This window comes from Paractinoplanes rhizophilus (assembly GCF_042664765.1).
Taxonomy (GTDB): Bacteria; Actinomycetota; Actinomycetes; order Mycobacteriales; family Micromonosporaceae; genus Actinoplanes; species Actinoplanes rhizophilus.
The window spans coordinates 194470-212063 of sequence record NZ_JBHTBJ010000006.1 but is presented as its reverse complement, the minus strand read 5'-3'; the positions used below and the strand labels follow the sequence as shown (position 1 = coordinate 212063).

General features: G+C 71.0%; 14 protein-coding genes. 8 read left to right on the top strand and 6 right to left on the bottom strand.

The genetic code is table 11. The features are described from left to right. Position 1: 1 nt before the first annotated feature. The 5 genes from ACFQS1_RS11665 (at position 2) to glgB (ending at position 8138) form a co-directional block, all read left to right on the top strand. A complete protein-coding gene (locus tag ACFQS1_RS11665; RefSeq protein WP_378966814.1) occupies positions 2-784 on the top strand; it encodes a spermidine synthase in 783 nt (260 codons plus the stop codon). A gap of 116 nt (positions 785-900) precedes the next feature. Beyond that, a complete protein-coding gene (locus ACFQS1_RS11660) occupies positions 901-2865 on the top strand; it encodes an alpha-1,4-glucan--maltose-1-phosphate maltosyltransferase (RefSeq protein WP_378966812.1) in 1965 nt (654 codons plus the stop codon). Positions 2866-2896: 31 nt separating this feature from the next. After that, a complete protein-coding gene (treS, locus tag ACFQS1_RS11655; RefSeq protein WP_378966810.1) occupies positions 2897-4666 on the top strand; it encodes a maltose alpha-D-glucosyltransferase in 1770 nt (589 codons plus the stop codon). Further along, a complete protein-coding gene (locus tag ACFQS1_RS11650; protein WP_378966808.1) occupies positions 4663-5991 on the top strand; it encodes a maltokinase N-terminal cap-like domain-containing protein in 1329 nt (442 codons plus the stop codon). The genes treS and ACFQS1_RS11650 overlap by 4 nt, the downstream gene beginning before the upstream one ends. 41 nt (positions 5992-6032) lie before the next feature. Continuing rightward, the gene (glgB, locus tag ACFQS1_RS11645) at positions 6033-8138 is read left to right on the top strand and encodes a 1,4-alpha-glucan branching protein GlgB (protein WP_378967047.1); all 2106 of its coding nucleotides are present in this window, start codon (positions 6033-6035) and stop codon (positions 8136-8138) included. A 216-nt stretch (positions 8139-8354) separates the two neighbouring features. Here glgB and ACFQS1_RS11640 read toward each other — a convergent pair whose 3' ends face one another. After that, complete coding sequence (locus ACFQS1_RS11640) at positions 8355-8894, bottom strand: GNAT family N-acetyltransferase (protein ID WP_378966806.1); 540 nt, start codon at positions 8892-8894, stop codon at positions 8355-8357. Between ACFQS1_RS11640 and ACFQS1_RS11635 the strand changes: the two genes are divergently transcribed. After that, positions 8887-9717: a glycoside hydrolase family 16 protein gene (locus tag ACFQS1_RS11635; protein ID WP_378967045.1), complete on the top strand. Its 831-nt coding sequence runs from the start codon at positions 8887-8889 to the stop codon at positions 9715-9717. The genes ACFQS1_RS11640 and ACFQS1_RS11635 overlap by 8 nt on opposite strands. Before the next feature lie 118 nt (positions 9718-9835). On the opposite strand, the gene ACFQS1_RS11630 is transcribed toward ACFQS1_RS11635, so the two are convergent. Beyond that, positions 9836-10444, bottom strand: coding sequence for a nucleotidyltransferase domain-containing protein (locus ACFQS1_RS11630; RefSeq protein WP_378966804.1), 609 nt, complete (start codon positions 10442-10444; stop codon positions 9836-9838). Between the two features lie 105 nt (positions 10445-10549). On the opposite strand from ACFQS1_RS11630, the gene ACFQS1_RS11625 reads away from it, so the two are divergent. Beyond that, positions 10550-12490: a serine/threonine-protein kinase gene (locus ACFQS1_RS11625; RefSeq protein WP_378966802.1), complete on the top strand. Its 1941-nt coding sequence runs from the start codon at positions 10550-10552 to the stop codon at positions 12488-12490. A 33-nt stretch (positions 12491-12523) separates the two neighbouring features. Here the strand turns inward: ACFQS1_RS11625 and ACFQS1_RS11620 are convergent, their stop codons facing one another. After that, positions 12524-14947, bottom strand: coding sequence for a Tex family protein (locus ACFQS1_RS11620; RefSeq protein WP_378966800.1), 2424 nt, complete (start codon positions 14945-14947; stop codon positions 12524-12526). Next, positions 14944-15948, bottom strand: coding sequence for a LuxR C-terminal-related transcriptional regulator (locus ACFQS1_RS11615; protein WP_378966798.1), 1005 nt, complete (start codon positions 15946-15948; stop codon positions 14944-14946). The genes ACFQS1_RS11620 and ACFQS1_RS11615 overlap by 4 nt, the downstream gene beginning before the upstream one ends. A 61-nt stretch (positions 15949-16009) precedes the next feature. On the opposite strand from ACFQS1_RS11615, the gene ACFQS1_RS11610 reads away from it, so the two are divergent. Next, positions 16010-16729: a PP2C family protein-serine/threonine phosphatase gene (locus ACFQS1_RS11610; protein ID WP_378966796.1), complete on the top strand. Its 720-nt coding sequence runs from the start codon at positions 16010-16012 to the stop codon at positions 16727-16729. A 78-nt stretch (positions 16730-16807) separates the two neighbouring features. On the opposite strand, the gene ACFQS1_RS11605 is transcribed toward ACFQS1_RS11610, so the two are convergent. Together ACFQS1_RS11605 and ACFQS1_RS11600 are read right to left on the bottom strand one after the other, a co-directional pair. Continuing rightward, the gene (locus ACFQS1_RS11605) at positions 16808-17158 is read right to left on the bottom strand and encodes a hypothetical protein (protein ID WP_378966794.1); all 351 of its coding nucleotides are present in this window, start codon (positions 17156-17158) and stop codon (positions 16808-16810) included. A gap of 15 nt (positions 17159-17173) precedes the next feature. Continuing rightward, a complete protein-coding gene (locus ACFQS1_RS11600; RefSeq protein WP_378966792.1) occupies positions 17174-17539 on the bottom strand; it encodes an MmcQ/YjbR family DNA-binding protein in 366 nt (121 codons plus the stop codon). Positions 17540-17594: the final 55 nt, after the last annotated feature.

Genomic DNA, 17594 nt, shown 5'->3' with positions numbered 1-17594 from the left:
GATGGGACCGCATGGCAACCGAGGCGCTCCCCTGCGCGCCCTGGTCGCCTCCGGCATCGCCGAGCTGCGGCCCGATCCGGCCCGGCCGCGGGGCTGGACGCTGCTGGTCAACGGCGTGCCGCAGTCGTACGTCGATCTGGCCGACCCGGGGCACCTGGAATTCCCCTACGAGATCCAGCTCGGCGCGGTCCTGCGGTTGTGGACCGGCACGGCCGTACGGGAAAAGATCTTGCATTTGGGGGGCGGCGGCCTGACGCTGCCCCGCTTCATCGACCATCTACGGCCCGGCGCTGAGCAGTTGGTCGTCGAGCGCGACCCGCAGATCCTGGCGATGGTCGAACGGAATTTGCCGTTTCCGGGGTCGATCGAGGTACGGCTCGGGGACGCGCGCACGGAGCTGGCGAAGGCGGGCAACGCCGAGTACGGCCTGATCGTCTCGGATGTGTTCGTCGGCGCGGCGATGCCGGAGAGCGTCGCCGCCGCGGGGTTCGCCCGCGACGCCCGGCGCGCCCTGCGCGACGACGGTCTGCTGGCGATGAATCTGACCGACGTGCCGCCGCTGGCGCGGACCCGGATCCAGGTCGCCACCGCGCGCACCGCCTTCGACGAGATCGTCCTGTACGGCGACGCGGACGTGCTGCGCGGGCGGCGCGTGGGAAACGTGATTTTGCTGGCCGGTAACGTGCCGATGATCAAAGCGGGCAAGCATGAGACGGTGCTCCGCGCCGACGAGCTCCGGATTTTCACCGGTGGTGCGAGACCGCTCCTGGACGAGCCGCGGTGAACGCGCTCCGGTAGGTTGGAAAGCACGGTTCGCGGCAGGTCCGCGGGGAGAAATATGCCCGGCGGCGGTCTCTGTTCGCCGCGCCTGTCCACGCCCGTCTGACTACGGTGGAGATCATGACCGGTCGTTTTCCCATCGAGGACGTGACGCCGTCGGTGTCCTGTGGCCGCTACCCCGCCAAGGCGGTGGTCGGCGAGCTCGTCCCGGTCTCCTGCGTGTCCTATCGCGAAGGACATCACGCGCTCGGCGTGAACGTGGTATGGCGCGGCCCCGACGGCGAGACGGAGCCGTTCACCCGCATGCGGCCGGGCGAGCCGGGCCTCGACCAGTGGCACGGCATGATCCGGCCGGACCGGGTGGGCCGGTGGACGTTCACGGTGGAGGCGTTCGAGGATCCGTACCGTACGTGGCGCGACGCGGTGGTCAAGAAGATCGGCGCCGGCCAGGGCCTGGAGGATCTGGCGAACGATCTGGCCGAGGGCGCCGACGTGCTCGATCTGGCGGTCAAGATCGTTCCCCAGGAGCACGAGGATCGGGTACGCGCGGCCGCGGCGGCCCTGCGGGACGAGCAGATGTCGCTGTTCGCCCGGGTCTCCCCCGCGCTCGACCTGGAGGATCTGCTCTGGCAGCACCCGGTGCGCCAGCAGGTGACCACGACCAGGTCGTACGCGATCTGGGTCGATCGCCAGCGCGCGCTGTACTCGGCGTGGTACGAGTTCTTCCCCCGCTCGGAGGGCGCCGAGATCGGCCCGGACGCGATCCCGATCAAGCACGGCACGTTCGCCACCGCGGCCGAGCGGCTGCCCGCGATCGCGGCCATGGGCTTCGACGTGGTCTACCTGCCGCCGATCCACCCGATCGGCAAGATCAACCGGAAGGGCCGCAACAACACGCTGGTCGCCCGGCCCGAGGACGTCGGCTCGCCGTGGGCGATCGGCTCCGACGAGGGCGGCCACGACGCGATCCACCCGCAGCTGGGCACCCTCGACGACTTCCGCGCGTTCATCCGCCGCACCGAGGACCTCGGCATGGAGGTCGCGATGGACCTCGCGCTGCAGGCCGCGCCCGACCACCCGTGGGTGAGATCGCACCCGCAGTTCTTCACCACCCGCGCCGACGGCACGATCGCGTACGCCGAGAATCCCCCCAAGAAATACCAGGACATCTATCCGATCAACTGGGACAACGACTACCGCGCGCTGCGCGACGAGATCTACCGCGTGGTGATGCACTGGGTGAACCAGGGCATCAAGATCTTCCGGGTCGACAACCCGCACACCAAAGCGGTCAACTTCTGGCAGTGGCTGATCCCGAAGGTCAAGGAGACCGACCCGGACGTGCTGTTCCTGGCCGAGGCGTTCACCCGGCCGGCCATGATGAACGGGCTCGGCAAGGTCGGCTTCACCCAGTCGTACACGTACTTCACCTGGCGCACGACGGCCTGGGAGATGCGCGAGTACATGGGACAGCTGCTGGCGTCGCTGGACTGGATGCGGCCGAACTTCTGGCCCAACACCCCCGACATCCTGCACGAGTCGCTGCAGCACGGCGGCCCGCCGATGTTCAAGATTCGCACCGTTCTGGCCAGCATGCTCTCCCCCTCCTGGGGCATGTACTCGGGGCTGGAGCTGTTCGAGCACGTCGCCCGGCCCGGCTCCGAGGAGTACATCGACAACGAGAAGTTCGAGCTCAAGCCGCGGGACTGGGCGGGCGCCGAGCGCAGCGGGCGGTCGCTCGCGCCGTACATCACCCGGCTCAACCGGATCCGGGCCGCCAACCCGGCCCTGCACTGGCTGCGCAACCTGCGCTTCCACGAGGTCGACAACGGCGCGCTGCTGTGCTTCTCCAAGCGGGACGCCGACAGCGGCAACACGGTGCTGGTCGTGGTGACCTTCGACGCCAGCAACGTGCAGTGGGGCAACACCACGCTCAACATGCCGGAACTGGGGCTGGACTGGCACGAGCGGTTCACGGTGGTCGACCAGATCACCGGCGCGACGTACGAGTGGGGCCAGCACAACGCGGTCCGCATCGACCCGTACGTCGAGCCGGCGCATGTGTTCGTGCTGCAACGCAATTGAGGTTTGGTTCAAGAACCTGCGGGTGGGGTAGGTGGGGAACGCGATGGACCTGATCGAGGAGCACGACCCGTCGGAGGGCAGCCACGTCGAGGACGGCGTGGTGGAGCATCCCACCGCGGAGGATTTCGGCCACGCGCGCTCGCTGCCCGCCGACGCGACCTGGTTCCAGCGGGCGGTGTTCTACGAAGTCCTGGTCCGGGCGTTCTACGACTCGAGCTCGGACGGCTCGGGCGACCTGCGCGGCCTGATCGAGCGCCTCGACTACCTGCAGTGGCTCGGCGTCGACTGCCTCTGGCTGCCGCCGTTCTACCAGTCCCCGCTGCGCGACGGCGGCTACGACATCAGCGACTTCTACCGGGTGCTGCCCGAGTTCGGCACGGTGGAGGATTTCGTGGCGCTGCTCGACGCGGCCCACAAGCGCGGCATCCGGGTGATCACCGACCTGGTCATGAACCACACGAGTGACCAGCACGCGTGGTTCCAGGAGTCGCGCCGTGACCCCGACGGGCCGTACGGCGATTTCTACGTGTGGAGCGACACCAGCGACAAGTACCAGGACGCCCGGGTCATCTTCGTCGACACCGAGGAGTCCAACTGGACCTTCGACCCGGTGCGCCGGCAGTTCTTCTGGCACCGGTTCTTCTCCCACCAGCCCGACCTCAACTACGACAACCCGGCCGTGCAGGAGGCGATGCTCGACGTCCTGCGCTTCTGGCTCGACCTGGGCATCGACGGCTTCCGGCTGGACGCGGTGCCCTATCTGTACGAGCGGGAGGGCACCAACGGCGAGAACCTCCCCGAGACGCACGCGTTCCTCAAGCACTGCCGCAAGGTGATCGACGACGAGTTCCCGGGCCGGGTGCTGCTGGCCGAGGCCAACCAGTGGCCGGCCGACGTGGTGGAGTACTTCGGCGACTCGCGCTCCGGCGGCGACGAGTGCCACATGGCGTTCCATTTCCCGCTGATGCCGCGCATCTTCATGGCGGTGCGCCGTGAGTCCCGCTTCCCGATCTCGGAGATCATGGCGCAGACCCCGGCCATCCCGGACAACTGCCAGTGGGGCATCTTCCTGCGCAACCACGACGAGCTGACCCTCGAGATGGTCACCGACGAGGAACGCGACTACATGTACTCCGAGTACGCCAAGGACCCGCGGATGAAGGCCAACGTGGGCATCCGCCGGCGGCTCGCACCCCTGCTGGAGAACGACCGCAACCAGATCGAGCTGTTCACCGCGCTGCTGCTGTCGCTGCCCGGCTCGCCGGTCCTCTACTACGGCGACGAGATCGGCATGGGCGACAACATCTGGCTCGGCGACCGCGACGGCGTGCGCACGCCGATGCAGTGGACACCCGACCGCAACGCGGGTTTCTCGACCGCGAATCCGGGCCGCCTCTACCTTCCGGCAAACCAGGATCCCGTGTACGGATACCAGGCGGTCAACGTCGAGGCCCAGCGGGACAGCTCGACGTCGCTGCTGAACTGGACGCGTACGATGCTGGCGGTGCGCCGCCGCCACGACGCGTTCGCGGTCGGCACGTTCCGCGAGCTCGGCGGGTCGAACCCGTCGGTGCTGGCCTATCTGCGTGAGCACGGCGACGACGTGGTGCTCTGCGTCAACAACCTGTCGCGCTTCCCGCAACCGATCGAGCTCAACCTGCAGCACTGGAACGGGTATACGCCGGTCGAGCTGACCGGGCACGTGAACTTCCCGCGTATCGGACAGTTGCCGTATCTGCTGACCCTCCCCGGGCACGGCTTCTACTGGTTCCAGCTGTGCAGGAGCGAGGAGAAGCAATGACGCTGCCCTTCGCCGAGTGGCTGCCGCAGCAGCGCTGGTACGCCGGCAAGGCCCGCACGCTGTCGTCGGTCAAACAGGCGTCGTCGACCAAGCTCGGCGACAACCTCGACCTGGTGCTCATCGACGTCGAGTACACCGACGGCAGCTCGGAGCGCTACCAGGTGATCGTGGCCTGGGACAACGGCCCGATCGCCGAGTTCAGCGGCGTGGCCACCATCGGCACCGTGGACAAGGGCACGGGCTACGACGCACTCTACGACCAGGGCGCCGTCCGGCACCTGCTGTCGCTGGTGGCGAGCGGCGGCACGATCGGCGACGTGGTCTTCGAGCCCGAGCCGGGCGCGGAGTTCCCCGGCGACGACTCGTACCCCCGGGTCTTCGACGCCGAGCAGAGCAACACCAGCGTGATCTTCGGCCAGGAGGCGATCCTCAAGGTGTTCCGCCGGGTGGCCGCCGGCATCAACCCCGACATCGAGCTCAACCGGGTGCTCGGCCGGCACGGCAACCAGCACGTCGCCAAGCTGCTCGGCTCCTTCGAGACCGCCGACAGCGGCGAGCGCTCGCCGCTGGGCATGGTGACCGAGTACGCGGCGAACTCGGCGGAGGGCTGGGCGATGGCGACCGCCTCGGCGCGCGACCTGTTCGCCGACGCCGAGATGGCCGCCGACGAGGTGGGCGGCGACTTCCAGGGCGAGTCCTACCGGCTCGGCGAGGCGGTCGCGTCGGTGCACGCCGACCTGGCCGAGGCGCTCGGCTCCGGCCCGGCGCCGTTCCCGCTGGACGCGGTGCTGGCCCGGCTGCGGCAGAACGCGAACGCGGTCAGCGAGATCCAGCAGTACGTGCCGACCATCGAGGCCCGGTTCCGCGCGATCGCCGGCACCGAGGTCACCGTCCAGCGCATCCACGGCGACCTGCATCTCGGCCAGGTGCTGCGCACCCCCGAGGCGTGGTTGCTGATCGACTTCGAGGGCGAGCCGGGGGTGCCGCTCGCCGAGCGCCGGCTGCCGGATTCACCCCTGCGTGATGTGGCCGGGGTGCTGCGCAGCTACGAGTATGCGGCGTACCAGTTGCTGGTCGACTCGGACGACGACGAGCACCTGGCGGCCCGGGCCCGGGAGTGGGTCGACCGCAACCGGGACGCGTTCTGCGACGGTTACGCGCACGCCTCCGGCACCGACCCGCGTTCCCAGGCGGCGCTGCTGGCCGCGTACGAGTTGGACAAGGCGGTCTACGAGGCCGCCTACGAAGCCCGTCACCGGCCCGGTTGGCTGCGGATTCCGCTGCGATCGATCAATCGGCTGGTCGGAAAGGAGTCACTGTCGTGATCGGCCACCCCACCCCCTCGCTCGCCGCCGACCAGCGCGCCATGAACGGCGTGGTGGCCGGCGACACGCACGACCCGCACGCCATCCTCGGCGCGCACCCGACCGGCGCCGTCACGGTGATCCGCACCCTGCGCAAGGGCGCCGAGAAGGTCGCGGTGGTGCACGAGGGCGAGCGGGTCGAGATGCTCAAGGTGCACGACGCCGGGATCTTCGCGGCCGAGCTGCCCGGCACGGTCCTCGACTACCGGCTCGACGTGGACGGGGTGGAGGTCGACGACCCGTACCGGCACCTGCCGACGCTGGGCGAGCTCGACCTGCACCTGATCGGCGAGGGGCGGCACGAGAAGCTGTGGCGGGTGCTGGGCGCGCAGCCGCGCGGCACCGGCGTGGGCTTCGCGGTGTGGGCCCCGAGCGCGCAGGGCGTGCAGGTGGTGGGCGATTTCGTGGGCTGGGGGCCGTACGACGGGTGGCCGATGCGGTCGCTCGGCTCGAGCGGGGTCTGGGAGCTCTACATCCCGGACGCGCACGTCGGCTCCAAGTACAAGTTCAAGATCCTCGGGCGGGACGGGGTGTGGCGCGAGCACGCCGATCCCCTGGCCCAGCACACCGAGGTGCCGCCCGCGACCGCCTCGGTCGTCTACTCGTCCGGCTACTCCTGGGCGGACGAGACCTGGATGCGGGAACGGGCGTCGAAGGCCTGGCACCAGGAGCCGATGAGCATCTACGAGGTGCACCTCGGATCCTGGCGGCCCGGCTTGTCCTACGTCGAGCTGGCCGACCAACTGACGGCCTACGTCACCGAGATGGGTTTCACCCACGTCGAGCTGATGCCGGTGATGGAGCACCCGTTCGGCGGCTCCTGGGGTTACCAGGTCACCGGATATTTCGCCCCCACGTCGCGGTTCGGCAATCCCGACGAGTTCCGGCATCTGGTCGACAAGCTGCACCAGGCCGGGATCGGCGTGATCCTCGACTGGGTGCCGGCGCACTTCCCCAAGGACGAGTGGGCCCTGGCCCGGTTCGACGGCACGCCGCTGTACGAGCACGGCGACTGGCGGCGCGGCGAGCACCCCGACTGGGGCACGTACGTCTTCGACTTCGGCCGCAAGGAGGTCCGCAACTTCCTGGTGGCCAACGCGCTCTACTGGTGCGAGGAGTTCCACGCCGACGGCCTGCGGGTCGACGCGGTCGCCTCGATGCTCTACCTCGACTACTCGCGCAAGGACGGCGAGTGGACGCCCAACCAGTACGGCGGCCGGGAAAATCTCGACGCGATCAGCTTCCTGCAGGAGATGAACGCGACCGTCTACAAGAACAACCCCGGCGTCGTCACGATCGCCGAGGAGTCCACCGCCTGGCCCGGCGTCACCCGCCCCACCCACCTGGGCGGCCTCGGCTTCGGCTTCAAGTGGAACATGGGCTGGATGAACGACACCTTGACCTACATGACCAAGGAGCCGATCTACCGGCAGTGGCACCACCACCAGATGACGTTCGCGACGGTGTACGCCTGGAGCGAGAACTACATCCTGCCGATCAGCCACGACGAGGTGGTGCACGGCAAGGGCTCGCTCACCGGCAAGATGCCCGGCGACCTCTGGCAGAAGCTCGCGAACACCCGGGCGCTGCTCGGCTTCATGTGGGCGTTCACCGGCAAGCAGCTGCTGTTCATGGGCGGCGAGATGGCCGACCTGCAGGAGTGGAGCGAGGAGCGCGGCCTGGACTGGGAGGATCTGGCCGACCCCCGGTTCGGCGGCGTGCAGAAGCTGGTCAAGGACCTCAACCGGGTGTACCGCGAGAGCCCGGCGATCTGGACGCAGGACACGTCGCCGACCGGGTTCCGCTGGATCACCAGCGAGGACTCGCAGCACAACACGTTCTCGTTCGTCCGCTTCGCGCCCAACGGCGACGTGCTGGCCTGCATCGTGAACTTCGCCGCCATCCCGCACGAGGGCTATCGCATCGGCCTGCCGCGCGGCGGCCGCTGGGCCGAGGTCATCAACACCGACAGCGATCTGTACGGCGGCTCGGGCGTCGGCAACCTCGGCGAGGTGACCGCCGAGGACATCCCATGGCACGGCTTCAACGCATCGGTGTCGCTCCGGGTGCCGCCGCTGGGCGCCGTCTGGCTCCGCTACCAGGCCTGACGCCGCCCCCGCCGGCCGTCCCGATCACCCCGGCCGGCGCTCGCCGCGGGGCGGCCCTGATGAGTTGCCGCGCGAGCCGAACCCCAACTCATCAAGCCCGCCCCGCCCCCCAGGACGGCGTTCGCGGCCCTGATGAGTTACCGCGCGAAGCGAACCCCAACTCATCAAGCCCGCCCGGCCCCGGGACCGCCCCCGCATCACCTCATAATGGAATTTTTACGTATCTTTCAGCCATTCGGTGGCGAGGAGTCCGAAGATCAGGTCGTCGGTCCACTCGCCCTTGAGGTAGGTCTGCTCGCGCAGCCGCCCCTCGAGGGTGAAGCCCAGCCGCTCCATCAGCGCCGCCGAGGGGGTGTTGCGGGCGTCGCACTCGCCGGTCACCTTGTGCAGGCCCTGGAGGCGGAACAGGCGGTCCAGCACGGCGCTCACCGCCTCGGTGGCGTACCCGTGCTTCTGATAGGGGGTCGCGAGGGTGAAGCCGACCTCGGCCTGCAGCAGGTTGTCGTGCAGATGCACGGCGACGTCGCCGATCAGGAGCTTGTCGGCGGCGCGCTCGATCGCCCACTGGAACCAGCCCGGCTTGCCGGGGTCGGAGGCCATGAAGTTGGCCACCGCGGTCTCGGCCCGCAGCAGCGGGAACGGCGCGTCCCAGGACTGGTACCGGGCGACGGCCGGGTCCGACCGGTACTCGGCCAGCACCGGGGCGTCGGCGGCCCGGAAACGACGGAGGAGGAGCCGTTCCGTGGTGATGAGCATCCGCCGAGGATACGGCGGGGTGCTCGCGGCCTCGCTGGCGCTCGCCGGGTGCTCGGGGGACCCGGGCACCCCGCAGTGGGCGGCCGGCGGCACCGAGAGCCCCGCGCCCGCGACCACGGCGCCGAAAAGCTGTGCCCCGCCCACCGCCCCGGCCGGCTGGGGGCCGCTCATCTTCGCCGACGACTTCTCCGGCACCCGGCTGGACCCGGCGAAATGGTCCGTCTACGACGATCCGGCCGGCCACGTCCCGCGCGATCCCACCCGGGTCACCGTGTCCGGCGGCGCCCTGCGGATCACCGGCGGCAAGGGCGCGGACGGCCGCGACGTCTCCGGCGGGCTGTCCAGCGACGTCAACTTCAAGTACGGCCACGTCGACGTCTGCTTCAAGGTCGACCGCGGCGCCGGCTACTCGGCGATCGTGCTGCTCTGGCCGGAGAGCGAGAATTGGCCGGACGACGGCGAGATCGACATCTCCGAGGTCAACCGCGGCGCCCGCGCCTACACCAACAGCTTCGTGCACAACCACCCGAACAACGACCGTCTCGGCCACACCACCCGCGCCGACTTCACCCAATGGCACGTGATGAGCGCCGACTGGACCCCCGAGCGGGTCACTTTCTACCTCGACGGCGAGAAGCAGTGGACGGCCGGCCTGGACAAGCGCACCAAGGGGCTGGTCCCGACCACGTCGCCCATGCACCTGACGATCCAGCTGGACCAGGGCTGCGACGCCTTCGTCGAGTGCCGCACCCCGGCCACCCCGGCCAAGGTCGTGATGCACACCGACTGGGTGCGGATCTATGCCTACCGGCCGGGCGTCTGAGCCAGCAGCCCGGCCAGCTGCTCGCGCATCAGCCCCCGGACCAGGACGGCGCGGGCGCGGATCTGCGGCTCGGTGAGCTCGACCCGCTCGCCGGCGCGGCGGCGGCGGATCTCCTTGGTCAGGTCGTCCGGGACGCCGAGCGACGGAGCCGGTCGATCGCCTCGCGCTTGGTGATCAGGCGGCCGGTCGCGATGGTGACGCCGGCCCGGGAGACGGTGGTGAGGCCGAGGTCGACGTGCAGGTCGGTGCGCCAGACCCGGGCCCGGCGGACGGCGCCGGTCCAGTAGCCGCGCAGCTCGGCGCGGGCGGCCTCGGCCAGCTCGGCGGGGCCGAGCGGGGGCACCAGCTCGGCCGGCGCCGGGCCGTAGACGGTGACGCCGAACTGATGCAGCTCGGCCCGGGAGATGCCGCTCAGCGGCCGGCGGAACATGCGCTCGTGCGCCCAGGTGACATGCTTGCGGCCGACATCCGAGATGTCCGGCAATGACACGTACGCGCAATGCAGTTTCGCCACGCCCAGGGTGCGATGCAGCGCGCGCAACGGATTTCGCCGCGCCCGCGTCAGCGGCGCGCCGACGACCGCAACCAGGTCGAGATCGCTGATCCCGGGCCGGTAGTCGCCGGAGCCGATCGAGCCGCCGGCATAGAAGGCCGCCACCCCGGCCATCTCCCGGATCGCCGCGGCGAAGCGGGGCACGACCGGGGCGGCCGAGAGGCGTTCGTCCATGGCATCAGCATGACGCTGTTCGGCCACAAAGGTCCGGGTGGCTCTACGTCGGCGGCGGCTCCGGCAGATAGAGTGACCTCGCCAAGTTCGGGGGGCGGGACGATCATGCCGGCGGAGACCACGGAGCCACTGCGCCCGTTCGATCCGCGCACCCTCGGGACGTACGAGATCGTCGGCCGGCTCGGCGAGGGCGGCATGGGCACGGTCTATCTGGCCCGCAGCGCGGCCGGGGTGCTGGTCGCGGTCAAGATGGTGCGCGCCGACCTGGCGCCCGACGACGAGTTCCGCCGCCGGTTCCGCAGCGAGGTGGCCAGCGCGCGGCTGGTCCCGCCGTTCTGCACGGCCGAGGTGCTCGACGCCGACCCCGACCACGACCGGCCGTACCTGGTGGTCGAGTACGTCGACGGGCCCACCCTGGCCGAGGTGGTCGAGGAGCGCGGCCCGCTGACCGCGGCCAACCTGCACAGCGTGGCGATCGGGGTGGCCACCGCGCTGACCGCGATCCACGGGGCCGGCGTGATCCACCGCGATCTCAAGCCGCGCAACGTGCTGCTCGCCCCCGGCAGCCCCAAGGTGATCGACTTCGGCATCGCCCGGGCCATGGAGGCGACCGGCGGCAACACGGCCGGCGGGCAGATGGTCGGCACGGTGGCGTACATGGCGCCGGAGCGCTTCGGCGACGGCGACGACCCGCTGACGCCCGCGGCCGACATCTTCGCGTGGGGCGGCGTGGTGGCGTACGCGGGAACCGGCCGCACCCCGTTCGCGGCCGACTCGCCGCCGGCCACCGCGGCCCGCATCCTCACCCAGCCGCCCGACCTGTCCGGCCTGACCGGTCCGCTGCGCGAGCTGGTCGGCCACGCCCTCGAGAAGGACCCGGCCAACCGGCCGAGCGCCCGCGAGCTGCTCGACCTGCTGATCTCCGGCCCGTCCCGCCCGGCCGCCGCCCGAGCCGCCCTGGCCGGCCAGCCCGACCTGCGCGCCGCCGCGGCCGAGGCCCAGGCGGTCACGGGCGTGGCCGCCGACGCGCCATCGGCGTCCGGCCCCGGCCCGGCCTCGGCTCCGGCCGGCGTCGCCGCGGCGAGCACCCCGGACATCGAGGCGGCCGCCCCGGCCAGCGCGATCCCGACCAGTGCGATTCCGGCCAGTGCCATTCCGGCCAGTGCCATCCCGGCCAGTGCCATCCCGGCCAGTGCCATTCCGGCCAGTGCTATTCCGGCCAGTGCGATGCCGATCAGCGTGCCGACCGGGCTGGTCGGGTACGACGAGAACTCGATCGTCACCGTGCCGATCTCGGACATGCCGATGCCGCCGCCCGGCCCGCCCCCGCCCGAGCCGGGTCGCCGCTGGTTCCTGCCGGCGGCGGTGGCGGCGCTCGTGCTGGCCGTGGCCGCGGGCGCGCTGATGGTCATCCTCGGCGGCCCGCCCGGCAAGGCGGCCGACGCGGTCGGGCCATTGCCGAGCTTCACCGGGCAGAGCCCGGCCGGCGAGTCGCCGATCATCGAGGACGACCTGAGCCGCCCGCGCTACTGGCAGGCCAAGGCGCTGCCCGCGGAGAAGGCCGACTGCGCCTTCGAGGGCGGCGCGCTGGTGGCCCGGCGCGCCGAGAAGGGCCTGTACCGCTGCGCCGGCCCCGAGGACGACGTCCCGGCCGACTTCCGCGCCGAGGTGAGCGTGCGGCTGCTGACCGCGGACAGCTGCGCGGGCGTGTGGTTCCGGTTCACGCCGTGGAAGGGCTACCTGATCCGGGTGTGCGCCGGCAAGATCTCGGTCGGCACCCACAAGTCGCCGGGCGGGGTCACCACGATCCGCTCGTTCCCGCTGGACCAGCCGCTCGTGGTGGGCGGCGCCCCGGCCCGGATCGCGCTGCGCGCCGTCGGCGCCGAGCTCCAGCTGGAACTCGACGGCTCGGCGGTGGGCACGGTCCCGCTGACCGACCCCGAGATCACCGGCGGCAAGCTGATGCTGGGCGTCTACACCGACGGCGGCGTGCCGCAGACCGGCCCGTACGAGGTCGCCTTCAGCAACGTCCGCATCTGGGGCTGAGGCCGGGCCCCGGAGAGGCCCGGCCCTCGAGCATCAATCCTTGATCAGGCCGGCCCGGCGCAGGGCCGCGGCCATCTCGTCGTTGACCGGGCCCTGCGGCTGGCGCTGGCCACCCTGACGCTGCCCGCCACGGTCGCCACGGTCGCCGCGCTGACCGCCCTGGCCGCCACGCTGCCCGCCGCCACGTGACCCGCCACCCGGAGCGCCGCCGCGCTGGCCGCCCTGGCGCTGCGGGCCGCCGCCCTGGCGCTGCTGCCCCGGCCGCCCGTCCTCGCGCGGCCGCCGCTGGGCCGGCTCGTCCGTCAGGCGCATGGTGAGCGAAATACGCTTCCGCGCCTCATCAACCTCAACAACGCGAACTTTCACGACATCGCCTGATTTGACGACCTCGCGCGGATCCTTGACGAACGTGTTCGAGAGCGCCGACACGTGCACCAACCCATCCTGGTGCACGCCGATGTCGACGAACGCCCCGAACGCCGCCACGTTGGTCACCACACCTTCGAGGATCATTCCCGGCGACAGGTCCGAGATCTTCTCCACGCCCTCGGCGAACGTCGCCGTGGTGAACTCCGGCCGCGGGTCCCGCCCCGGCTTGTCCAGCTCGCGCAGGATGTCGGTGACGGTCGGCAGCCCGACGGTGTCGGTCACGAACTGCGCAGGCCGCAGCGCCCGCAGCAGCGGCGAGTTCCCGATCAGCGACTTGATGTCCGTCTTCGCCGTCGCCAGGATCGTCCGGACCACCGGGTACGACTCCGGGTGCACCGCCGACGCGTCCAGCGGGTCGTCGCCGTCCGGGATCCGCAGGAAGCCCGCGCACTGCTCGAACGCCTTGGGGCCGAGCCGCGCCACCTTCTTGATGTCGTTGCGCGTCTTGAACGGCCCGTTCGCGTCCCGGTGCAGCACGATGTTCTCGGCCAGGCCGGCGCCGATGCCCGACACCCGGGTCAGCAGCGGCGCCGACGCGGTGTTGACGTCCACGCCGACCGCGTTCACGCAGTCCTCCACCACCGCGTCCAGCGACTTCGACAGCTTCGACTCGGAGAGGTCGTGCTGGTACTGCCCGACGCCGATCGAGCGCGGGTCGATCTTCACCAGCTCGGCGAGGGGGTCCTGCAGCCGGCGGGCGATCGAGACCGCGCCGCGCAGCGACACGTCCATGCCCGGCAGCTCCTGCGCCGCGTACGCCGAGGCGCTGTAGACCGACGCCCCCGCCTCGGACACCATCACCTTGGTCAGCTTGGCCTCGGGGTGCCGCTTGATCAGCTCGGCGGCCAGCCGGTCGGTCTCGCGGGACGCGGTGCCGTTGCCGATCGCGATCAGGTCGACCCGGTGCACCGAGGCCAGCGCGGCCAGCCGGTGGATCGACTCGTCCCACTTGTTCTGCGGCACGTGCGGATAGATCACGTCGGTGGCGACGACCTTGCCGGTCGAGTCGACGATGGCCACCTTGACGCCGGTCCGGAAACCAGGATCGAGACCCATCGTCGTACGGGTGCCGGCCGGCGCGGCGAGCAGCAGGTCGCGCAGGTTGGCCGCGAAGACCCGGACGGCCTCGTCCTCGGCCGCCTGCCAGAGCCGCACCCGCAGGTCGGCGCCGAGGTGGATGAGGATGCGGGTGCGCCACGCCCAGCGGACCGTGTCGATCAGCCAGCGGTCGCCGGGCCGGCCCTGGTCGCTGATGTTGTTGCGGCCGGCGATCCGGGCCTCGAAGTAGCCCTCGTCCTCCTCCGGATGCGGCTCCATCGTCAGGTCGAGCACATCCTCCTTCTCGCCGCGGAACATCGCCAGGATGCGATGGGAGGGCAGTTTCGCGTACGGCTCGGCGAAGTCGAAGTAGTCGGCGAACTTCGCCCCCTCGGTCTGCTTGCCGTCGCGCACCTTGGCGACCAGCCGCCCCCGGGTCCACATCTGCTCGCGCAGGTCGCCGATCAGGTCGGCGTCCTCGGCGAACCGCTCGATCAGGATCGCCCGCGCCCCGTCCAGCGCGGCGGCGTCGTCGGCCACGCCCTTCTCGGCGTCCACGAACGCCGTGGCGGTCGCGCGCGGGTCGAGCGTGGGGTCGCCGAGCAGCGCGTCCGCCAGCGGCTCCAGGCCGGCCTCGCGGGCGATCTGCGCGCGGGTGCGGCGCTTGGGCTTGTACGGCAGGTAGATGTCCTCCAGCCGGGCCTTGGAGTCGGCGGCGAGGATGGCCTGCTCGAGGGCGTCGTCGAGCTTGCCCTGCGAGCGGATCGACTCCAGCACCGCGGCCCGGCGCTCCTCCAGCTCGCGAAGGTAGCCCAGGCGCTCCTCGAGGGTGCGCAGCTGCGTGTCGTCGAGGGCGCCGGTCACCTCCTTGCGGTAGCGGGCGATGAACGGCACCGTGGCCCCGCCGTCGAGCAACTCGACCGCCGCGGTGACCTGGCCGTCGCGGACCCCGAGCTCGGAGGCGATGCGCTGATGGATAGCTGTCGTCACGCCGACGATTGTGACCGAGCCGCCCGGGGGTTGTCGCGCCACCCCGCATGATGATCACCCGAGCGGCGTCCGGAGAGGGCCCAGAGCGCCGCCTCGGTGCGCGACGAGGCGCCGGTCTTGCGGAGCAGATTCGACACGTGCACGGTCACGGTGCGCACCGAGATGCCCAGCGCCGACGCGATCTGCTTGTTGGCCATCCCCTCGGCGAGCAGGCCGAGCACCTCGCGCTCGCGGGCGGTGAGATCGATCCGGTCGGCCGGCGCCTCGAGCAGGGCGGCGCCCTCGACGGCCAGCAGCTCGGTCAGCCGATAGGGGTTGCCCTCGGTGCGCCGCCACACCGCCTCGGCGAGATCCGGCGACGACGCTTGCGACCCGTACACGTGCTCGAGAATCTGGCCGACCTCGGCCGGAAGCAGACCGCTCAGATGTTGCCGCACCGCGCCCGGACGGCCGGCCAGCCGGGCGAGCGTGCGCTCGGTGAGCCGCGGCGAGACGGCCGCCTCCGCCGGCTGGCTGGTGACCAGCAGCAGGGCCGGCAGGTCCGTCGTGGCGAGCTGGGCGATCAGGTTCAGGCTGGCGGGGTCAAGGGCATGAAGATCCTCCACCACGAGTACGGCCTCGGCCCGGCCCACGAGCCGGCGGACCGTGCTGACCGCGATGCGCAGCAGGGCGTCCGGAGTGTACCGCTCCCGGGGGACATCGGGGTCCTGTTTGAGCCACGACAGCGCGTCCGGCGGCACGCCGAGCCCGCGCGTGTCCCGCCCGGCCAGCACGGCGGCGAGCCAGTCGTACGGGGCCGGCGAATGCACCCGGGCCGTCCCGGTGAGCACGTTGGTCTCTTTGTGCTCCTGGAGGAACGCCGTCACCAGGGCACTTTTCCCAGTTCCGGACGCACCCGTGACAACCGCCGCGATCGGCTCGCGGTGCGCGCGCACGCGCGACCACGCCCGCCGCAACTCCGCCACCGCGGGCGCCCGCCCCACCATCGGCATCGCCATCATCAACACACACTACGTAGGAGGTACTAGAGACATCTCCTCAGGCCTTTGGCAGTCTTGTCACATGACGCTTGTCGTTCGGGCGGTCGCCGCCACCGATCAGGGCCTCGTGCGGTCCAACAACGAAGACGCGGTGTTCGTCGGAAACCGCCTCCTCGTGGTCGCGGACGGCATGGGCGGGCTGCCCGCCGGCGAGCTGGCCAGCGACATCCTGGTGCAGGCGCTCGGCGTGGTCGACGAGATGCCGGACGGCGGCGAGCCGCTGCAGGATCTGATCGCCGCCCTCACCACCGCCAACGAACGCATCGAGGCCGCCGTGGCCGACGACGACGCCCGCGACGGCATGGGCACCACGGTGACCGCCCTGATGCTCTCCGGCGAGCGCATGGCCGCGCTGAACGTCGGCGACAGCCGGTGCTACCTGGTCCGCGACGGCGAGCTGACCCAGATCACCAAGGACGACACGTACGTCCAGGCCCTGGTCGACCAGGGCGTCCTCAGCCCCGACGACGCCCGCCGCCACCCGCAGCGCGCGCTGGTGACGCAGGCGGTGCAGGGCGGCCCGTTCCGTCCCGCGGGCCGCATGGTGCCGGTGGCGCCCGGCGACCGCTTCCTGCTCTGCAGCGACGGCCTGTCCGACTATGTGGAGGACAGCGTGATCCTGCAAACTCTGCTCGACAACCCGGACCGCAAGACGGCCGCCGCCGAGCTGGTCCACCGCACGCTGGAGAACGGCGCCCCCGACAACGTGACGGTCATCGTCGCCGACATCGCCGAGGCGTAGCCCGCCACCCGCCCGGTGCACGCGCCGCCCGGCGTGCCCGCACACCGGCCGCGCGTCGTCACCCGCCCGCGGGTGGGCTCAGGGCGCGACCCAGCCGGCGCTGCGGCAGGCGGCGGTGAGGTCGTCGCCGGCCTTCTGCCAGCTCGCGCCGCCGTCGCTCGCCGCGTTGCCCATCGCGGCGGCCGTCTGCTGGATCGCCTTGTTGTCGGTCTTGCCGGACGAGCCCGTCACCTTGTCGGCCAGCGTCAACCGCTCGGGCTTGGTCTCGGCCTTCGCATATCCCGCCGCGAAGTCGTCGCAGGCCCGCTGCCCCGCCGCGTCGAGCCCGGTCTGCTGATCGCGATCTCGCGAGTTGCTCACCATGATCGCGATCAGGACCAGCGCCACGACCGCGACGACCGTGACCACACGCTTGGACGGCTTCTTCACACCCGTTGTTCTACCCTACTGTCCACCGTCGAGCGTCGCGATCAACGCCTTCGGCGCGACGGCGCGATAGGCGTCCGTGCAGACCTCGGCGATCTCGTCCCAGTCCGGATCCCGGTCGAGCCGCACGCCGATCCACCCCCGGTGCCCCACGTAGGGCGGCCGGAAGAACCGCTCCGGATCGGCCGCGATCAGCTCCTGCTGCGCTCCCGGCGGCGCCGCACACCACAGGTGCGGGAACTCGTCCTGGTGATGCCCGTCCACCATGAGATGCACGAAGCCCCGCTTCCCGCGCACGAAGAACGCCGGCGACCCATGACTGTTGCGCTCGGCGACCTCGGGCAGCCCCAGACAGATCCGCCGTACCCGCTCGTCGATCTCCACGCCCGCCTCCCTGCGCGATTCACCCTCCGGTGCTCGCCATCATGCCGGGCCGCGT

What these genes read in the sequence shown, in the direction of transcription:
- ACFQS1_RS11665 (WP_378966814.1), top strand. Translation starts at nt 2, where the DNA reads ATGGGACCGCATGGCAACCGAGGCGCTCCCCTGCGCGCCCTGGTCGCC.
- ACFQS1_RS11660 (WP_378966812.1), top strand. Translation starts at nt 901, where the DNA reads ATGACCGGTCGTTTTCCCATCGAGGACGTGACGCCGTCGGTGTCCTGT.
- ACFQS1_RS11650 (WP_378966808.1), top strand. Translation starts at nt 4,663, where the DNA reads ATGACGCTGCCCTTCGCCGAGTGGCTGCCGCAGCAGCGCTGGTACGCC.
- glgB (WP_378967047.1), top strand. Translation starts at nt 6,033, where the DNA reads ATGAACGGCGTGGTGGCCGGCGACACGCACGACCCGCACGCCATCCTC.
- ACFQS1_RS11635 (WP_378967045.1), top strand. Translation starts at nt 8,887, where the DNA reads ATGAGCATCCGCCGAGGATACGGCGGGGTGCTCGCGGCCTCGCTGGCG.
- ACFQS1_RS11640 (WP_378966806.1), bottom strand. Translation starts at nt 8,894, where the DNA reads ATGCTCATCACCACGGAACGGCTCCTCCTCCGTCGTTTCCGGGCCGCC.
- ACFQS1_RS11630 (WP_378966804.1), bottom strand. Translation starts at nt 10,444, where the DNA reads ATGGACGAACGCCTCTCGGCCGCCCCGGTCGTGCCCCGCTTCGCCGCG.
- ACFQS1_RS11625 (WP_378966802.1), top strand. Translation starts at nt 10,550, where the DNA reads ATGCCGGCGGAGACCACGGAGCCACTGCGCCCGTTCGATCCGCGCACC.
- ACFQS1_RS11615 (WP_378966798.1), bottom strand. Translation starts at nt 15,948, where the DNA reads ATGATGGCGATGCCGATGGTGGGGCGGGCGCCCGCGGTGGCGGAGTTG.
- ACFQS1_RS11610 (WP_378966796.1), top strand. Translation starts at nt 16,010, where the DNA reads ATGACGCTTGTCGTTCGGGCGGTCGCCGCCACCGATCAGGGCCTCGTG.